The following is a 17,022-nucleotide window of genomic DNA, read 5'->3' as shown; positions in this document are numbered from 1 at the left end:
GCCTTGGCTAAGGCTATTTTAGGAAGAAAACTGGGCATGACCCAGATCTTCACAGAGGAAGGCCGCGTCGTTCCCGTGACGGTCGTCGAGTCGGGCAACAATTTGGTGCTCCGCAATAAGACCAACGAGACGGACGGCTATAACGCTGTGCAGATTGGATTTGGCGACGTGAAGGAAAAGAATGTCACGAAGCCGCTCAAAGGACAGTTTGAGAAGGCGGGCGTGAAGGCAGTGCGCTTCATTCGTGAAATGCGCCTTTCGGCTCCTTCCAAATATAATGTAGGCGACACGATCGGCGTCGATATCTTCGCAGAGGGCGACCTCGTTGATGTGGTCGGCACCTCGAAGGGCAAAGGTTTTGCAGGCGGCATCAAGCGCCACAACTTTGCACGCGGCCCCATGGGACACGGCTCGAAGTCGCACCGTGAACCCGGTTCAACAGGTGCGATGATCTCGGGTCCCGGCGGACGCGTCCTCAAGGGCAAGAAGCTCCCCGGCCGCATGGGCGGCGAGCGCGTCACGGTACAGCGCCTGACGGTTGTCCGCGTGGACACCGACCGCAACCTTATCCTCATCAAAGGCGCGATTCCGGGACCCAAGAAGGGATTTGTCGTCATTAAGGATACCGTAAAGCCCGCAAAGGCAGCGAAAGAATAAGGAAGGAGGAACAGCAGTATGGCAAATGTAGCAGTATACGATATGTCGCATAACAAGGTCGGCGAGATCGACCTGAACGACGATTTCTTCAATGTCGAAATGAATGCCGGCCTCCTTCATCAGGCGGTTGTCCTCCAGCTCGCATCGCAGCGTCTCGGCACGCATGCCACAAAGACGCGCGGACTCGTGCGCGGCGGCGGCAAAAAGCCGTGGCGCCAGAAGGGCACGGGGCGTGCCCGCGCAGGTTCGACGCGCAGCCCGCTGTGGGTCGGCGGCGGTACGGTCTTTGGACCGCATCCACGCAAGTACGGCTTTACGATGCCGCGCAAGCAGCGCCGTCTCGCCCTCAAATGCGCGCTGTCGGATAAGGTGCGCACGGGTGACTTTATCGTCCTTGAGAGCCTTGATTTCGACGCGCCGAAGACGAAGCAGGCAGTGAAACTCCTGAACGATTTCGGCGTCGACGCAAAGAGTCTTTTCATCACGGCGGACGAAGCCGTGAATGTCGCACGGTCAACGAGCAATATTCCGGGTGTGAAGGCCGTCACGGCAGCCGGCATCAATGTCTTTGACATTCTCCATCACGATAAGCTCTTCATTACGAAGGATGCCGTCACCCGTATCGAGGAGGTATTCGCATAATGGAAGCACGCGATATTCTCGTTCGCCCGCTCATCACGGAGCGGACGACGCAGCTCATGGCGGAGGGCAAATACGTCTTCGTCGTTGCAAAGGCTGCCAACAAAATTGAGATCGCAAAGGCGGTCGCAGAGATCTTCAAGGTGAAGGTCGCAAAGGTCAATACTGTGAACGTCCTCGGTAAGACGAAGCGCATGGGACGCACGCAGGGTAAGCGCCCGGACTATAAGAAGGCCATCGTAAAACTCGCACCGGGCGAGACCATCGAGTTCTTTGAAGGCTGAGACGAAAGGGAGGTACGAACGTGGCAGTAAAGAGTTTTAAGCCGTATTCTGCCGGCAGACGCTTCATGACGGTCTCTTCCTTCGATGAGATCACAACGGACAAGCCGGAGAAGTCCCTCACGGTTCGCCTGACGAAAACGGGCGGGCGCAACCAGCAGGGAAAACTGACCGTACGCCATCGCGGCGGCGGACACAAGCGGCTCTACCGCATCATTGATTTTAAGCGCACGAAGGACGGTATCCCCGCCCGTGTCGCAACGATTGAATACGATCCGAACCGCAGCGCGCGCATCGCGCTTCTGAACTACGCGGACGGAGAGAAACGCTATATCCTGGCACCGAACGGACTGAAGGTCGGCACGATTGTCGAGTCGGGCCCCGAATCCGACATCAAGCCGGGCAACGCACTTCCGCTGAAGAATATCCCGCTCGGTACGGTCATCCATGCCGTTGAGCTCAAGATCGGCAAGGGTGCCCAGCTCGTCCGCAGCGCCGGAACCTCGGCGCAGCTCATGGCAAAGGAAGGCAGCTATGCGCTTCTCCGTATGCCGTCGGGCGAGATTCGCCGCGTGCACATCAACTGCCGTGCGACGATCGGCGAGGTCGGCAACCTCGAGCATGAGAATATCACCATCGGCAAGGCGGGGCGCAGCCGCTGGCTCGGGCGCCGCCCCGAGGTACGCGGTACCGTTATGAACCCGAACGACCATCCGCACGGCGGCGGCGAGGGTCGTTCGCCGGTCGGACGCAAGAGCCCGATGACGAAGTGGGGCAAGATCGCGATGGGCAAGAAGACGCGCAAGAAGAAGAAAGCGTCGAATCGCCTCATCGTTCACCGCCGTAAATAATCAACCCCGATAGAGCCTCGCCGGACGCGCACCTGCCGCCCGGCGAAAGGAGGAGAAACTTTGTCAAGATCGATTAAAAAAGGGCCTTTCGTCGCAGAGAGCCTGATGAAGAAGATTGAGGCGCTCAACGAGAAGAACGAGAAGAAGGTCGTGCGCACGTGGTCACGCAGCTCGACGATCTTCCCTGACTTTGTTGGACATACCATCGCCGTCCATGACGGCCGCAAGCATGTTCCCGTGTATGTCACGGAGGATATGGTCGGACATAAGCTCGGTGAATTTGCACCGACACGCACATTTAAGGGTCACGCAGGCGAAGAGCGCAAGACCTCGCTGCGCTGATAGAGAGGAGGACGATTCGTGGCACAGGAAGTACAGGCTACCGCCAAATACATCCGTATCGCGCCGCGCAAGGTTCGCATCGTGATGAACCTCGTGCGCGGCAAGAGCGTCGCCGACGCTCTCGCAATCCTGAAATTCACGCCGAAGGTCGGCGCGGATGCCGTGGAGAAGGTGCTCCGCTCCGCCGTTGCAAATGCGGAGAACAACTTCGACATGGATGTGGATCGACTGTTCATTTCCTCAGCTTTCGTTGACCAGGGACCGACGCTCAAGCGAATTCATCCGCGTTCCCGCGGACAGGCGTTCAAAATCTTGAAGCACACGTCCCATATCACGGTTGCCGTAAACGAAAAGTAATAAGGAGGGAAACAGTTTGGGTCAGAAAGTAAATCCCCATGGCATTCGCCTTGGCATCGTCAAGGATTGGGATGCCCGCTGGTATGCAGATAAGGATTTCGCGCAGAATCTGCACGAGGACATTAAGATTCGCGATTACCTCAAGAAGAGCCTCCAGACCGCAGGCGTGCCGCGCGTTGAGACCGAGCGCAGCAAGAACCGCCTGAAGCTCACCATCCATACGGCTAAGCCGGGCATGGTCATCGGGCGCGGCGGCTCAGGCATTGAGCAGATCAAGGAAGGCCTCAAGGGGCTTACCGATAAGCGCGTTGACATCAATATTGCAGAAATCAAGCAGCCCGATCTCGATGCGACGCTCGTCGCAGAGAACATCGCCGCGCAGCTCGAGCGCCGCATTGCGTTCCGCCGCGCGATGAAGCAGGCGGTCGGACGCACGATGCGTCTCGGCGCAAAGGGCATTAAGATCGCCGTCAGTGGACGTCTCGGCGGTGCGGAAATCGCACGCCGCGAGTCCTACCGTGAGGGCAGCATCCCTCTGCACACACTTCGTGCAGATATCGACTACGGCACGGCCGAGGCGCACACAACCTACGGCCGCATCGGCATTAAAGTTTGGATCTTCAAGGGCGAAGTGCTCCCTGATAAGAAACAGCAGCCGAAAGCCGCCAAGGAAAGGAGCGAGGCATAATGTTACTCCCAAAGCGCGTTAAATACCGCAAGCAGTTCCGCGGCCGTATGAAGGGCAAGGCACAGCGCGGCAACACGGTCAGCCACGGTCAGTACGGCCTCGTCGCCTTGGAGCCCGCATGGATCACGAACCGCCAGATCGAGGCGGCACGTATCGCTATGACGCGTTACATCAAGCGCGGCGGTAAAGTTTGGATCAAGATTTTCCCGGATAAGCCGGTCACGGCAAAACCCGCCGAGACCCGCATGGGGTCCGGCAAGGGCTCGCCCGAGTACTGGGTTGCCGTCGTGAAGCCCGGCCGCGTCCTCTTTGAGATGGACGGCGTCGCACGCGATGTGGCGGCGGAGGCAATGCGCCTCGCGGGACACAAGCTCCCGATCAAGACGAAATTTGTCGTACGGGAAGAACTAGAGGGCGGTGAAGTGAATGAAGGTTGATGAGATCCGCGGTCTGAGCGCCGACGAGCTCACGGAAAAACTCGCGTCGCTCAAGGAAGAGCTCTTTGGCCTCCGTTTTCAGCACGCCACAGGACAGCTCGACAACCCGATGCGTATCAAGGACGTAAAGAAGACGATTGCCCGCATCAAGACCATTCAGCGCGAGCAGGCGAACGCCTAATCGAGAGGATGGGGCAGCAGCCGAAAAGATACGCAGAAGGAAGGAGGCTCATCCAATATGAGCGATAGAAACGTACGCAAGGTAAGAGTCGGCAAAGTCGTGTCCGATAAGATGGACAAGACTGTTGTCGTCGCTGTCGAAGAGCTCGAACAGCATAAGATGTATAAAAAGCCGGTCAAAAAGACCGTGAAGTTCCACGCACATGACGAGAAGAACGACGCCCACATCGGCGACCGCGTGTCCATCATGGAGACGCGTCCGCTCTCGCGCACGAAGCGCTGGCGCGTCGTTGAGATTGTCGAGCGCGCGAAGTAAGGAGGAAGCAATCAATGATACAGCAGGAAACAATCCTGAATGTCGGCGATAACACAGGAGCCAAGGAAATCCTCTGCATTCGTGTGCTGGGCGGCTCGTACCGCAAGTATGCCAACATCGGCGACGTGATCGTCGCATCGGTAAAGTCGGCGGCGCCGGGCGGTACCGTGAAGAAGGGCGACGTCGTGAAGGCGGTCGTCGTTCGCAGCGTGAAGGGCAAGCGCCGCGCCGACGGTTCCTACATCCGTTTTGACGAGAATGCAGCAGTGATCATCAAAGACGATCACACCCCGCGCGGAACGCGCATTTTTGGACCCGTTGCCCGCGAGCTGCGCGAGAAGGATTTCATGAAGATCGTCTCGCTCGCTCCCGAAGTACTTTGAGGAGGAGGTGTTATTTTGTCGCTGGCAAAGCTGAATGTCAAGAAGGGCGATACGGTTCTCGTTCTTTCCGGCAAGGATAAGGGCAAGCAGGGCAAGGTCATCGAGGCGCAGCCCAAAAAGGGCAAGGTCATCGTCGAGGGCGTCAACAAGGTGAAGCGCCACACGAAACCCAGCCAGAGCGCCCCGCAGGGTGGAATCATCACGAAGGAAGCACCGCTCTTCGCGAGTAAGGTGCAGCTCGTCTGCCCCGCCTGCGGTAAGGCCACGCGCATCGCACACCGCTTCGTTGACGGGCGCAAGATCCGTGCCTGCAAGAAGTGCGGCGAAGCGATTGAGCAGTAATCTTTAGCGGAAAGGAGGAATACGCAAAGTGGAAAGACTCAAGGAAAAGTATCAGAAGGAAGTTGCCCCGGCGCTGACCGAAAAGTTCGGCTATAAGAACGTTATGCAGCTACCCAAAGTCGAGAAGGTCATCATCAACATGGGCGTCGGCGAAGCCGTCGGCAACCCCAAGGCACTCGACGCCGCCGTGACGGATCTCACCGCAATCGCAGGTCAGAAGCCCCAGCTCACGCGCGCGAAGAAATCTCTCGCCGCATGGAAGCTGCGCGAGGGTATGCCGATTGGCTGCAAGGTCACGCTGCGCGGCACGCGTATGTATCAGTTCCTCGACAAATTCATGAATGTGGCGCTTCCGCGCGTCCGCGATTTCCGCGGCGTCAGTGAGAAGGCGTTCGACGGGCGCGGCAACTACGCCGTGGGACTGCGCGAACAGCTCATTTTTCCCGAAATTGACTACGATAAGATCGACAAGATCCGCGGCATGAATATCGTCATCGTCACGAGCGCGCATACCGACGAAGAGGCCAAAGAGCTGCTCCGTCTCATGGGTATGCCGTTCCGCGCGTAACCACAAGGAGGAACAACTGTGGCAAAGAAGGCAATGATTGAGAAATGGAGCAAAGAGCCCAAATTCTCGACACGCAAGTATAACCGCTGCAAGATCTGCGGACGTCCGCACGGATATATCCGCAAATTCGACATGTGCCGTATCTGCTTCCGTGAGCAGAGTTACAAGGGCGCCATCCCTGGTGTAACGAAGGCAAGCTGGTAAGACAAACACAAAGGAGGATATCGATTCATGGCAATGACTGATCCTATTGCAGATATGCTGACCCGCATCCGCAACGCAAACTCGGTCTACCACGAGAGCGTCGCAATCCCGGGGTCAAAGGTCAAGACCGCGATTGCAGAGGTCTTGAAAAAAGAAGGCTTCATCAAGGATTATACCTTCAAAGAGGACGGCAAGCAGGGCGTTCTCACCGTCACGCTGAAGTATGGAGCAAAGCGTGAGCATGTTATCTCCGGCCTAAAGCGCGTCTCGAAACCCGGACTGCGCCAGTATGCAAAGCACGATGCACTCCCGCGTGTCTACGGCGGCCTCGGCATCTCCGTGATCTCCACATCGAAGGGGATCATGAGCGACAAGGATGCACGCAAGGCAGGTCTCGGCGGCGAAGTGCTCGCATTCGTATGGTAATGCACAGGCAGGAGGTGTAAGAATGTCAAGAATTGGAAGAGCACCGATTGACATCCCGTCCGGCGTTACCGTCACGGTCGGTGCGGATAATCTCGTGAAGGTCAAAGGCCCGAAGGGCGAGCTTTCACGCGTCATCCATCCGGATATGAAAATCACCGTCGAAGGCGCGGTCGTTACGGTCGCACGTCCCTCCGACGATAAACAGCACAGGTCGCTGCACGGGCTTTCCCGTAGCCTCATCCACAACATGGTGGTTGGCGTGTCGGAAGGCTTTACAAAGACCCTTGAAATCAGCGGCGTCGGCTACCGCGCGGCAAAGCAGGGCAAGAACCTCAATCTCTCGCTCGGCTTCTCGCATCCCGTAATCGTCGAACCGCCCGAGGGCATCACGTTTGAGTGCCCCTCGGCAACCGTGATCACGATCTCCGGCATCAACAAGGAGACCGTCGGTCAGACCGCCGCAGAGATTCGTGCCCATCGCGAGCCTGAGCCGTACAAGGGCAAGGGTATCAAGTACGCCGGAGAGCATGTCCGCCGCAAAGAGGGCAAGGCCGGTGCGAAGGGAAAGAAATAAGAAGGAGAGGAGTGACACTCTGTGCTTATCAAACAGGATAAGAATAAGGCGCGCCAGAAGCGCCATCTGCGTGTACGCAACCATATTGCGGGCACAGCTGCGCGTCCGCGTCTCAACGTGTTCCGCAGCCTCAAGAACATCTACGCACAGATCATCGACGATGAAAAGGGCGTGACGCTCGTCTCCGCGAGCTCCAAGGACAAGGATTTCGCGCAGTACGGCGGCAATGTTGCGGCGGCAAAACTCATCGGCGAGGCTGTTGCAAAGCGCGCCCTCGAAAAGGGCATCACCGAGGTCGTCTTTGACCGCGGCGGCTACATTTACCATGGCCGCGTCGCTGCTCTCGCCGAGGCGGCACGCGAAGCCGGACTCAAATTCTAAAGGAGGGAAAGCATGGCTAGACATAACGAAAACGAGACGCCGGAGTTTGAGGAGCGTGTCGTATTCATCAACCGCGTATCGAAGGTTGTCAAGGGCGGCCGCCGCTCCTCCTTCAGCGCGCTCGTTGTCGTCGGCAACAAGAAGGGCAAGGTCGGGGTCGGACTCGGCAAGGCCGCAGAAGTGCCCGAAGCAATCCGCAAGGGCGTAGAGGATGCAAAAAAGAGTCTCATCGAGGTTCCGCTGCGCGAAGAGCGCACGATCACGCATGAGATCACGGGCATCTTCGGTGCCGGCCGCGTGCTCTTAAAGCCCGCGACCAAAGGTACCGGCGTCATCGCCGGCGGCCCCGCGCGTGCGGTGCTCGAGCTTGCGGGCGTCCGTGACATCCTCACGAAGTCGCTCGGCTCGTCCAACCCGAACAACATGGTGCGCGCCACGATGGAAGGCCTCCTCGGGCTTAAGAGCCCGGCGGAGGTTGCGGCTCTGCGCGGCAAATCCGTGGCTGAGATCTTTGGCTGATAAGGAGAAACGAACATGGCAAAAGTCAGAGTTACCTTGACCCGAAGCCTGATCGGTCGTCCTGAGACCCAGCGAAAGACCGTGAAGTCCCTCGGGCTCCATAAGCGCAATTCCGTAAAAGAGCTTCCCGACACGCCTGCCGTGCGTGGACAGCTTCATAAAGTCTCCCACCTCATCACGGTGGAAGAGATCGCAGACTGAAGAGGGGAGGCTAAGAATCTATGAAACTGCATGAACTACAGCCTGCCGAAGGTTCGAAGAAGACGCGCAAGCGCGTCGGACGCGGCATCGGCTCCGGACTCGGAAAGACGTCCGGCCGCGGCATGAAGGGGCAAAAGTCCCGATCCGGCGGCGGCGTCCGCACCGGGTTTGAAGGCGGTCAGATGCCTCTCTATCGCCGTCTCCCGAAGCGCGGCTTCAAGAACATCTGGGCAAAGACCTTTGCCGAGGTGAACGTCGGGAGCCTGAACTGCTTTGAAGAAGGTACGACGGTTGACCCCGTTGCCCTCATTGAGGCGGGCATCCTCAAGAATGTCCGTGACGGCATTCGCATTCTTGGCGACGGCGAGCTCACGGTTAAGAACCTCACCGTCCGTGCGAACGGCTTTACACAGTCGGCAGCGGACAAGATCGCAGCGGCAGGCGGCAAAGTCGAGGTGATCTAAGGTGCTCGACGCCCTTGGAAATATCTTCCGGATTCCCGAACTGCGGCAAAAGATCATATTTACACTCATCATGTTCGCCGTGTTCCGCATGGGGACGCATATTCCCGTGCCGGGCGTCGACCCGAGCGCGATCGAACAACTCTTCGCGCAGGGGACACTGTTCGGACTGCTCGACCTCTTTTCGGGCGGTGCGTTCAGTAAATTTTCCGTATTTGCGATGAGCATCACGCCCTACATCAACGCAGCCATCATTATTCAGCTCCTCAACGTCGTTGTACCGACGCTTGAGCAGTGGTCGAAGGAAGGTGCGGAGGGGCAGAAGAAGACGACGAAGGTCACACGGTATCTAACGGTGGCGCTCGCATTCTTTCAGGCAATCGGCATGTCGATCGGTCTTAAAAGTGCGATCCTCAACCCGAATCCCGTGAATATCCTTATCATCGCCATCACGCTCACTGCAGGAACCGTCTTCCTCATGTGGCTCGGCGAGCAGATCACTGCGAACGGGGTCGGCAACGGGATCTCACTGATCATCTTTGCCGGTATCGTCGCGGCGCTGCCGAAGAATATCGGCACGATCTACGCTTACCTCAAGGCGGGCACGATCAGTTATTTCAGCGTCTTTGCCTTTGCCGTGATTGCACTGGCGATGATCGTCTTTGTTATCCACATCGAGACGGGCTTCCGCCGTGTTCCGGTGACCTATGCAAAGCGTGTTGTCGGCGGACGCATGGGGGCGGGGCATTCGAGTCATATTCCGTTCAAGGTCAATCAGGCGGGCGTTATCCCGATCATCTTCGCTTCGTCGGTGCTCATGTTCCCAATTACCGTGGCGCAGTTCATCGACATCCCGTGGGTCAAGACCGTAGCGAGTTATCTCGAGTGGGGCAAACCGCTCCAGACGACGCTCTACGTCCTCATGATCATCTTCTTTACCTATTTTTACACATCCGTGACAGTGAAGATCCAGGATATGGCGGACAACCTCAAGAAATACGGCGGATTTGTCCCCGGGCTTCGCCCCGGACAGGCGACTGCGGACTATCTGGACTATGTGCTGACCCGCATCACGCTCGCGGGAGCCTTCTTCCTCGCATTCATCGCCGTCCTGCCGAATATGGTAGCGGGGGCGACGCATATTCAGGGCGTGTACTTCGGCGGCACGGCGCTGCTCATCGTCGTCGGCGTTGCCCTGCAGACGATGAAGCAGATCGAATCCATGGTCGTTATGCGCAACTATGAAGGCTTCATGAAATAAAGGAGAGTCTATGCACATCATTTTAATGGGTCCCCCGGGTGCCGGCAAAGGCACACAGGCGACGAACCTTGTAAAACGATACGGTATTCTCCACATCTCCACGGGTGATATGTTTCGTGAAGCAGTGAAAGAGGGAACACCGCTTGGCAAAGAGGCCAAGTCCTATATGGATGCGGGCAAACTTGTGCCGGACAGCGTTACCATCGGTATTGTGCGGGAGCGTCTCAGCAAGCCCGACTGCAGGAAGGGCTTCATCCTCGACGGGTTCCCGCGCACCGTGGAACAGGCGGATGCACTTGGAGAGATCCTAAAGGATAATGGTCTTCAGCTCACGGCGGTACTGAACATCAACGTACCGACGGAAGACCTCATCGAGCGTGCCGTCGGACGGCGTATCTGCAAATCCTGCGGACACTCCTTCCATGTGAAATTTAACCCGACGAAAGTCGAGGGCGTCTGCGACGACTGCGGCGGCGAAACTTATCAGCGCGCCGACGACAGTGCGGACACCATGAAGAGCCGTCTTTCCGTCTACGAATCCTCCACGCGTCCCCTGATCGAGTACTATCGGAAGGCCGGCGTCTACAAGGAGATCGACGGCAGACAGGACATCGCAAAGGTCGAGGCGGATCTTTCCGCCGCCCTTGGGGCGTAAAAGGAGCGAAAGGGAAGTATGTCAAAACAGGATGTCATCGAGGTAGAGGGACGAGTCGTTGAAAAACTCCCCAATGCGATGTTCCAGGTCGAGCTTGAGAACGGACATGTCGTCCTTGCTCACGTTTCCGGAAAGATACGCATGAACTTCATCCGTATTCTGCCGGGCGACAAAGTGACCATTGAACTCACCCCGTACGATCTGACACGCGGACGAATTACCTATCGCTTCAAATAAAAGATAATAGCGCAACAAGGTATGCAGCGTAAAAAATCTTTTCATCAAAGAAATTTTGTGCTAAAATAGGAAAGATCGACTTGAACGCAGGCAGGACGGAAGGAGGAAGCGTCGTGAAAGTAAGACCGTCTGTCAAGAAAATCTGTGAAAAATGCAAGATTATCAAGCGCAAGGGCCGTGTTATGGTCATTTGCGAGAATCCCAAGCATAAACAAAGACAAGGATAAAAGGAGGTGTAATTATGGCACGTATTGCCGGTGTAGATTTGCCCCGTGACAAGAGAATTGAAATCGCCCTGACGTACATCTATGGAATCGGTCTCACGACTTCGAAGAAGCTGCTCGCGATTGCAGACGTGAACCCCGATGCCCGTACGCGGGATCTCACGGAGGATGAAGTCGTCAGACTTCGCGATGCCATCGACAAGAACGCCGTGGTCGAAGGAGATCTTCGCCGCGAGGTTCAGATGAACATCAAGCGTCTCGTTGATATCGGCTGCTACCGTGGCCGCCGCCACCGTCTCGGCCTGCCTGTCCGCGGACAGAATACGAAGAACAACGCGCGCACGCGCAAAGGCCCGAAAAAGGCCGTTGCAGGCAAGAAAAAGTAAAGGAGGCTCGTAGAGGTGGCTGTTAAGAAAACAACACGTTCCAAGAAAAAAGTTCGCAAGAACATAGAGTCGGGCGTTGCACACATCAGCTCGACGTTCAATAATACGATCGTTACGCTCACGGATAAGAGCGGCAATGCACTCTCTTGGGCGAGCGCCGGCGGCCTTGGCTTCCGCGGCTCCCGCAAGAGCACCCCGTTCGCGGCACAGATGGCTGCGGAGACGGCGGCAAAAGCTGCAATGGAACATGGACTCAAGTCCGTCGAGGTCTTTGTCAAAGGCCCCGGCGCCGGACGCGAGGCGGCAATCCGCTCGCTGCAGGCCACGGGACTTGAGGTCAACATGATCAAAGACGTGACGCCCATCCCGCACAACGGATGCCGTCCGCCGAAGCGTCGCCGCGTCTAACAGGAGGTGTATGTAAAGCATGGCAATAGATAGAGTACCGGTCTTAAAGCGCTGCCGCGCCCTCGGCCTCGAGCCCGCCACACTCGGCCGCTCCCGCCAGTCCACGCGCCAGCTCCGCCGTACGAACCGCAAGGTTTCCGAGTACGGCCTCCAGCTCAAGGAAAAGCAGAAGGCAAAGTTCATCTACGGCGTCCTTGAGCGTCAGTTCCGCGGCTACTACGAGAAGGCAAAGAAGATGTCCGGCGTCACCGGCGAGAACCTCCTCAGCCTCCTCGAACGCCGTATCGACAATGTTGTGTTCCGCCTCGGCCTTGCCAACACGCGCCGTCAGGCGCGCCAGCTCGTCCGCCACGGTCATTTCACCGTGAACGGCAAGCGCGTTGACATCCCTTCCGCACTCGTACACGAGGGCGATGTGATCGAGGTTGCCGAGAAGAGCCGCGCAAGCGCATTTTTCAAGGAACTCAAAGAGAGCAGCAATGCACTTTCCGCTCCCGCATGGCTGACTGCCGATCAGGCAAACCTCACCGGCACGGTGACACGTTTCCCGCATCGTGAGGAGATTGACGTTCCTGTCAACGAGCAGGCCATCGTCGAGCTTTACTCCAAATAATGAATGTGAATGTGTCTGCATTACGCGTTTATTATGGAGGAGGCACATAGATGACAGATATCGAGAAACCGAAAATCGAGATCACGGAGATCAGCGAGGACGGACGCTACGGGCGTTTCGTCTGCGAACCGCTCGAGCCTGGATACGGTACGACGTTCGGCAACAGCCTGCGCCGTATGCTCCTCTCCTCGCTCGAAGGAGCGGCCGTGACATCCATTCAGATTGACGGCGTGCTTCATGAGTTTTCCACCATCCCGGGCGTACGCGACGATGTCACGAGCATTGTGCTCAACATCAAGCAGCTCTGCCTCAAAATGCAGGGCAGCGATCCGCATACCATCCGTATTGACGTGGCGGGAGAGCGTGAAGTCACGGCGGCCGACATCGAGTGCGGCAGCGACATTGAGATCCTCAATCCGGAGCTGCACATCGCGACGCTGAACGCGACGGGCAAACTCAAGATCGAAATGACCGTCGAACGCGGCAGAGGCTATGTCCCTGCCGATAAGAATAAAAAGCCGGATGACTCCATCGGCGTCATTCCCATCGACTCCATCTTCTCGCCTGTCCATCGCGTCAATTACACGGTGGAGGACACGCGTGTCGGCAACGTCACGGACTATGACCGCCTGATCCTCGATGTGTGGACGAACGGCTCCATCCGTCCGGAGGAAGCCGTGAGCAAGGCGGCCGCCATCCTCGTCATGCACCTGCGCCTGTTCCAGAACATGGACGGCAACGTGGTCGAGGAGGAGGAGGAAGTTGCGAACTTCCCACCCGAAGAAGTGGACGACAGCGCAAAAGTGCTCGAGATGACCATTGACGATTTGGATCTTTCCGTTCGTTCCTTCAACTGTCTCAAGCGTGCGGGGATTAACTCCGTCGCCGATCTGACGCAAAAGACCGAAGAGGACATGATGAAGGTACGCAATCTCGGGCGCAAATCCCTGGATGAAGTGAAGAAAAAACTTGAGGAGCTTGGACTCTCCTTGAGACAGGAAAACGAATAACGATAGGAGTGGGAACACACATGAGAAAGCTCGGACGCAATTCTGCGGCCCGTAAGGCACTCCTGAAGAGCATCCTCACATCTTTCTTCAAGTACGGACGCATTGAGACGACTGAGGCAAAGGCAAAGGAGCTGCGCTCCCTCGCGGACGGCCTCATCACGCTCGCAAAACGCGGTGATCTCAGCGCGCGCCGTCAGGCCATCGCAGCACTGGCAGAGGAAGATGTTGTGCGTAAACTCTTCGGCGAAATCGCAGAGAAGTACACTGACCGCAAGAGCGGATACACCCGCATCTTGAAGCTCGGTCCCCGCCGCGGCGATGCCGCCCCGATGGCGATCATCGAGTTGGTCTGACAAAAGAATACGGTAATAAAGAGCCGTCGTATCGAAAGATACGACGGCTCTTTTGCTGTATTCAGAAGAAAATTCATTTATCTATGTAAACAAAAAGTTATTATCTCAATAAATGATAGAAATATATCAAAATATAAAATATAAAATGAAATAATACTTGCATAAATGTATCAACGGTGATATACTTTCATCAAGGTTATCCGGAAACCAAAATTTCTGAGCGGTATAGGGCATCGATCTAAATTTGGCGATGCAGACAGCAGAGAAAGGAGAGAAACATGGACGAGCAAAAGGATTATACTGAGCTCATGAAGAAGTTCAATCGGTATAAGATGGAATCGCTCGTAGGTATTTTTGTGGGCTATGCAGCGTATTATATCGTACGCAATAACTTCATCTTTTCCACACCGTACCTCAAAGAAGAACTTCAGCTCAGTACAACGGAAATCGGGCTCTTGAGCAGCTGTATGCTCATCACGTACGGTCTGAGCAAAGGTTTTATGAGTGTGCTGGCGGATAAGTCTAATCCAAAATACTTCATGGCGCTTGGCTTAGTACTCTGTATTTTGGTCAATATCCTCATGGGATTCAGCACGAGTTTTTATATTTTCGTGGCGCTGGTCATTCTCTTGGGGCTTTGTCAAGGAATGGGCGTCGGGCCATCCATCATTACGGTCGGTCATTGGTTCTCTCGGTCACAGCGGGGGCGTGCGAGCACGACATGGAATATTTCGCACAATCTTGGCGGCGGTCTGGTGTCGCCGATTGTCGGTGCGGCACTGGCATGGCTTGGGACGGAGCATTGGCGGATTGCGGCCTATATCGTTCCTGCGGTCATTGCCCTGCTGTGCACAGGGGTGGTGTTAAAGCTCGTCAAGCGGCGTCCGGTCGAGGAGGGATTTCCGCCCGTTGAGGAACTGACGCATGAGGATTCAGTCACGGAAAAACTCCTCAAGAATGCCCAGGAAAAGCCGAAGGACATGTCGGCGTGGCAGATTTTCTATAACTATGTGTTCAAAAATGACAACTCATGGTACCTCGTGCTTATCGACGTCTTTACCTACATGGTTCGCTTTGGGATGATCACATGGATTCCGCTCTATCTGCTGACGGTCAAAGGGCTGTCGCGCGAGGAGATGGGCGTCTCGTTCATGCTCTTTGAATGGGCGGCGATTCCGTCGACTTTAGTGGCAGGATGGCTCGTTGATAAGTATTTCAAAGGGAAGGTCATGCTCCTCCCTCTTGCATGTCTTATTGTTGTATTCCTCTGTGTGTTCGGCTACATGCAGTCGTCCTCTGTCTTTGCGATCACGATCTTTGCGACGATCACGGGTTGTCTTATCTATATCCCGCAGTCCATGGTAGCGGTACAGGCGATGGAGGTCATACCGAGTTTTGCACTCGGGTCGGCGGTCGGTCTGCGCGGCTTTATGAGCTATCTTGTCGGCAGCTCGATGGGAACTACGCTCTTCGGTTTTGTGGTCGATCGCTTCGGCTGGGACAGCGGCTTTTACCTCATCATGTGCGGCGCTGTGCTCTGCATGACGTTCTGTTACCTGTCGCATCGCGGTGTACAAAAGATTTATGGAACGCAGCAGTAAAATTCCTTAGAATGGGTCGGAAAGGAAGTGTGATGTGGCAAACATCGGTGTTTACGGGATGGGCGTCATGGGCAGCAATCTTGCGCTCAATTTTGCAGATCACGGCTTTTCTGTCGCTGTCTGCAATGTTACGCCGGATCTCACGGATAAAGTACTCCGAGAGCACCCGCATGAACAGATCAAGGGATATTATGACCTGAAGGCGTTCGTAGGAGCGTTGGAGCGTCCGCGTCGGGTCATTATAATGATCCTTGCAGGGAAGCCCGTGGACGATGTGATTGACGAGCTGCTCACGGTGATGGAGCCGGGCGACATGATTTTGGACACCGGCAATTCGTACTTTGAGGATACGGTGCGCCGTGCGGCATATGTCGAGTCAAAGGGGCTGTTCTATTTTGGCGTCGGTGTTTCCGGCGGAGAACGCGGCGCGCGCTTTGGCCCCGCCGTTATGCCCGGGGGAGATGCTGACGCCTATGCGCATGTCGCACCGTTTTTTGAGGCGATCGCAGCACGTGCGGCGGACGGCGTTCCCTGCTGTGCCTATATGGGTACGGACGGTGCGGGTCACTATGTCAAGATGGTGCACAACGGCATCGAATATGCGGATATGCAGCTCATTGCAGAAGTGTATCTCCTGCTCAAATATGCGGGCGGCTGTGACAATGCGCAGATGTCCGATATATTTGAGGAGTGGAATACAGGCGAGTTGAGGAGCTTCCTTGTCGGCATTACGTCCAAGATTCTGCGTGAACCGGATGATCTCGGGAGCGGTATGCTCATTGACCGGATTATTGATCGTGCGGGACAAAAGGGGACGGGGCGCTGGACGAGCATCGAGGCACTGCGCGAGGGTGTTGACCTGTCCTTGATTACGGCGGCGTGCAATGCTCGTGTTCTGTCCAACTGTACGGCAGAGCGTGCGGCTGCCGCTGCAGGGGTCGGGACAGAGCCGTGCGCGGATGTCCCGGCGAATTTTGTCGAGACGGTGCGGCGGAGCCTCTACATAGGCAAGATTATTGCCTACACGCAGGGCTTTGCGCTTTATCGTGCGGCGGCACGTACGCACGGATGGCATCTCGACTATGCCGGGATCGCACGCATTTTCCGTTCCGGCTGTATCATTCAGGCAGAGCTTCTGGGGCATATCGCGGCGGCATACGAGAAGGATCCGGAGCTGCCGCTGCTGCTCCTGGATGAGTTTTTCCTTACACGGATTCGTTCGTATCTGCCTGATCTGCACAGTACCGGCGCATATGCCGCGGCACACGGTATCCCGGTGCCGGCACTGTTGAGCGCCGTGAGCTATCTTGACATGCTCTGCGCTCCGCAGATGGGGGCGAATCTCATACAGGGACAGCGTGATTATTTCGGGGCGCATACCTATGAGCGCACGGATCGTCCCGGTAGTTTTCATCATCAATGGGATCATGTGATTCAATCGTATTGATGAAAAAGCCTTTTGCGATA

The 17,022-nt window shown here is 56.3% G+C and carries 31 protein-coding genes; all 31 read left to right on the top strand.

Annotated features, from left to right (window positions below; genetic code table 11):
- Window positions 1-3: 3 nt before the first annotated feature.
- The gene (gene rplC / locus K341_RS0102185) at window positions 4-657 is read left to right on the top strand and encodes a 50S ribosomal protein L3 (protein WP_026761702.1); all 654 of its coding nucleotides are present in this window, start codon (window positions 4-6) and stop codon (window positions 655-657) included.
- Between the two features lie 18 nt (window positions 658-675).
- Complete coding sequence (gene rplD, locus K341_RS0102180) at window positions 676-1,299, top strand: 50S ribosomal protein L4 (RefSeq protein WP_009349618.1); 624 nt, start codon at window positions 676-678, stop codon at window positions 1,297-1,299.
- A complete protein-coding gene (rplW, locus tag K341_RS0102175) occupies window positions 1,299-1,580 on the top strand; it encodes a 50S ribosomal protein L23 (RefSeq protein ID WP_009349619.1) in 282 nt (93 codons plus the stop codon). The genes rplD and rplW overlap by 1 nt, the downstream gene beginning before the upstream one ends.
- Window positions 1,581-1,600: 20 nt before the next feature.
- Window positions 1,601-2,428, top strand: a complete 828-nt coding sequence (gene rplB / locus K341_RS0102170; RefSeq protein WP_009657263.1) for a 50S ribosomal protein L2 — start codon at window positions 1,601-1,603, stop codon at window positions 2,426-2,428.
- A 60-nt stretch (window positions 2,429-2,488) separates the two neighbouring features.
- Window positions 2,489-2,770, top strand: coding sequence for a 30S ribosomal protein S19 (rpsS, locus tag K341_RS0102165; protein ID WP_006695832.1), 282 nt, complete (start codon window positions 2,489-2,491; stop codon window positions 2,768-2,770).
- Window positions 2,771-2,788: 18 nt separating this feature from the next.
- On the top strand, window positions 2,789-3,127 hold the full coding sequence (gene rplV, locus K341_RS0102160; RefSeq protein ID WP_009349621.1) for a 50S ribosomal protein L22: 339 nt from the start codon (window positions 2,789-2,791) through the stop codon (window positions 3,125-3,127).
- A gap of 16 nt (window positions 3,128-3,143) precedes the next feature.
- A complete protein-coding gene (gene rpsC, locus K341_RS0102155) occupies window positions 3,144-3,815 on the top strand; it encodes a 30S ribosomal protein S3 (RefSeq protein ID WP_009349622.1) in 672 nt (223 codons plus the stop codon).
- Window positions 3,815-4,252 carry a 50S ribosomal protein L16 gene (gene rplP, locus K341_RS0102150; protein ID WP_009349623.1) on the top strand — a complete coding sequence of 146 codons (438 nt, stop codon included), beginning with the start codon at window positions 3,815-3,817 and terminating at the stop codon, window positions 4,250-4,252. The genes rpsC and rplP overlap by 1 nt, the downstream gene beginning before the upstream one ends.
- On the top strand, window positions 4,242-4,433 hold the full coding sequence (gene rpmC / locus K341_RS0102145; RefSeq protein WP_006307553.1) for a 50S ribosomal protein L29: 192 nt from the start codon (window positions 4,242-4,244) through the stop codon (window positions 4,431-4,433). Before rplP ends, rpmC begins: the two co-directional genes overlap by 11 nt.
- A 57-nt stretch (window positions 4,434-4,490) precedes the next feature.
- The gene (gene rpsQ / locus K341_RS0102140) at window positions 4,491-4,748 is read left to right on the top strand and encodes a 30S ribosomal protein S17 (RefSeq protein WP_009349624.1); all 258 of its coding nucleotides are present in this window, start codon (window positions 4,491-4,493) and stop codon (window positions 4,746-4,748) included.
- 14 nt (window positions 4,749-4,762) lie between these two features.
- Window positions 4,763-5,131, top strand: coding sequence for a 50S ribosomal protein L14 (gene rplN / locus K341_RS0102135; protein ID WP_009349626.1), 369 nt, complete (start codon window positions 4,763-4,765; stop codon window positions 5,129-5,131).
- Between the two features lie 15 nt (window positions 5,132-5,146).
- Window positions 5,147-5,473 carry a 50S ribosomal protein L24 gene (rplX, locus tag K341_RS0102130; RefSeq protein WP_009349627.1) on the top strand — a complete coding sequence of 109 codons (327 nt, stop codon included), beginning with the start codon at window positions 5,147-5,149 and terminating at the stop codon, window positions 5,471-5,473.
- Between the two features lie 28 nt (window positions 5,474-5,501).
- Window positions 5,502-6,041 (top strand): 50S ribosomal protein L5, encoded by a 540-nt coding sequence (rplE, locus tag K341_RS0102125; protein ID WP_006307549.1) that lies wholly within the window; start codon window positions 5,502-5,504, stop codon window positions 6,039-6,041.
- A gap of 18 nt (window positions 6,042-6,059) precedes the next feature.
- A complete protein-coding gene (locus K341_RS0102120; protein ID WP_006307548.1) occupies window positions 6,060-6,245 on the top strand; it encodes a type Z 30S ribosomal protein S14 in 186 nt (61 codons plus the stop codon).
- A 27-nt stretch (window positions 6,246-6,272) separates the two neighbouring features.
- Window positions 6,273-6,671 (top strand): 30S ribosomal protein S8, encoded by a 399-nt coding sequence (rpsH, locus tag K341_RS0102115; RefSeq protein ID WP_009349628.1) that lies wholly within the window; start codon window positions 6,273-6,275, stop codon window positions 6,669-6,671.
- A gap of 22 nt (window positions 6,672-6,693) precedes the next feature.
- Window positions 6,694-7,245: a 50S ribosomal protein L6 gene (rplF, locus tag K341_RS0102110; RefSeq protein WP_009349629.1), complete on the top strand. Its 552-nt coding sequence runs from the start codon at window positions 6,694-6,696 to the stop codon at window positions 7,243-7,245.
- 21 nt (window positions 7,246-7,266) lie between these two features.
- Window positions 7,267-7,626 (top strand): 50S ribosomal protein L18, encoded by a 360-nt coding sequence (gene rplR, locus K341_RS0102105; RefSeq protein ID WP_009349630.1) that lies wholly within the window; start codon window positions 7,267-7,269, stop codon window positions 7,624-7,626.
- A gap of 12 nt (window positions 7,627-7,638) precedes the next feature.
- Complete coding sequence (gene rpsE / locus K341_RS0102100; protein ID WP_009349631.1) at window positions 7,639-8,145, top strand: 30S ribosomal protein S5; 507 nt, start codon at window positions 7,639-7,641, stop codon at window positions 8,143-8,145.
- A 15-nt stretch (window positions 8,146-8,160) separates the two neighbouring features.
- A complete protein-coding gene (gene rpmD / locus K341_RS0102095) occupies window positions 8,161-8,346 on the top strand; it encodes a 50S ribosomal protein L30 (protein ID WP_009349632.1) in 186 nt (61 codons plus the stop codon).
- 20 nt (window positions 8,347-8,366) lie between these two features.
- Window positions 8,367-8,810 (top strand): 50S ribosomal protein L15, encoded by a 444-nt coding sequence (gene rplO / locus K341_RS0102090; protein WP_009349633.1) that lies wholly within the window; start codon window positions 8,367-8,369, stop codon window positions 8,808-8,810.
- A 1-nt stretch (window position 8,811) separates the two neighbouring features.
- A complete protein-coding gene (secY, locus tag K341_RS0102085) occupies window positions 8,812-10,068 on the top strand; it encodes a preprotein translocase subunit SecY (protein ID WP_009349634.1) in 1,257 nt (418 codons plus the stop codon).
- Between the two features lie 10 nt (window positions 10,069-10,078).
- Window positions 10,079-10,723 (top strand): adenylate kinase, encoded by a 645-nt coding sequence (locus K341_RS0102080; protein ID WP_009349635.1) that lies wholly within the window; start codon window positions 10,079-10,081, stop codon window positions 10,721-10,723.
- An 18-nt stretch (window positions 10,724-10,741) separates the two neighbouring features.
- Window positions 10,742-10,960: a translation initiation factor IF-1 gene (infA, locus tag K341_RS0102075; RefSeq protein WP_006307539.1), complete on the top strand. Its 219-nt coding sequence runs from the start codon at window positions 10,742-10,744 to the stop codon at window positions 10,958-10,960.
- A gap of 113 nt (window positions 10,961-11,073) precedes the next feature.
- A complete protein-coding gene (gene rpmJ / locus K341_RS12200) occupies window positions 11,074-11,187 on the top strand; it encodes a 50S ribosomal protein L36 (protein ID WP_006307538.1) in 114 nt (37 codons plus the stop codon).
- A 14-nt stretch (window positions 11,188-11,201) separates the two neighbouring features.
- Entirely contained in the window at window positions 11,202-11,570 is a 369-nt protein-coding gene (gene rpsM, locus K341_RS0102070; protein WP_009349637.1) for a 30S ribosomal protein S13, read from the top strand.
- A 15-nt stretch (window positions 11,571-11,585) separates the two neighbouring features.
- On the top strand, window positions 11,586-11,978 hold the full coding sequence (gene rpsK, locus K341_RS0102065; protein ID WP_009349638.1) for a 30S ribosomal protein S11: 393 nt from the start codon (window positions 11,586-11,588) through the stop codon (window positions 11,976-11,978).
- A gap of 19 nt (window positions 11,979-11,997) precedes the next feature.
- The gene (rpsD, locus tag K341_RS0102060) at window positions 11,998-12,591 is read left to right on the top strand and encodes a 30S ribosomal protein S4 (RefSeq protein WP_009349639.1); all 594 of its coding nucleotides are present in this window, start codon (window positions 11,998-12,000) and stop codon (window positions 12,589-12,591) included.
- Window positions 12,592-12,641: 50 nt separating this feature from the next.
- On the top strand, window positions 12,642-13,601 hold the full coding sequence (locus K341_RS0102055) for a DNA-directed RNA polymerase subunit alpha (RefSeq protein ID WP_009349640.1): 960 nt from the start codon (window positions 12,642-12,644) through the stop codon (window positions 13,599-13,601).
- Window positions 13,602-13,621: 20 nt separating this feature from the next.
- Complete coding sequence (rplQ, locus tag K341_RS0102050) at window positions 13,622-13,954, top strand: 50S ribosomal protein L17 (protein WP_009349641.1); 333 nt, start codon at window positions 13,622-13,624, stop codon at window positions 13,952-13,954.
- A gap of 278 nt (window positions 13,955-14,232) precedes the next feature.
- On the top strand, window positions 14,233-15,555 hold the full coding sequence (locus K341_RS0102045; RefSeq protein WP_009349642.1) for an MFS transporter: 1,323 nt from the start codon (window positions 14,233-14,235) through the stop codon (window positions 15,553-15,555).
- Between the two features lie 34 nt (window positions 15,556-15,589).
- Window positions 15,590-17,002: an NADP-dependent phosphogluconate dehydrogenase gene (gndA, locus tag K341_RS0102040; protein ID WP_026761701.1), complete on the top strand. Its 1,413-nt coding sequence runs from the start codon at window positions 15,590-15,592 to the stop codon at window positions 17,000-17,002.
- Window positions 17,003-17,022: the final 20 nt, after the last annotated feature.

Origin of the sequence: Centipeda artemidis DSM 19719, from assembly GCF_000426665.1 — a bacterium.
GTDB lineage: Bacteria > Bacillota > Negativicutes > Selenomonadales > Selenomonadaceae > Centipeda > Centipeda artemidis.
This window is presented reverse-complemented; position numbering and strand designations above follow the sequence as displayed.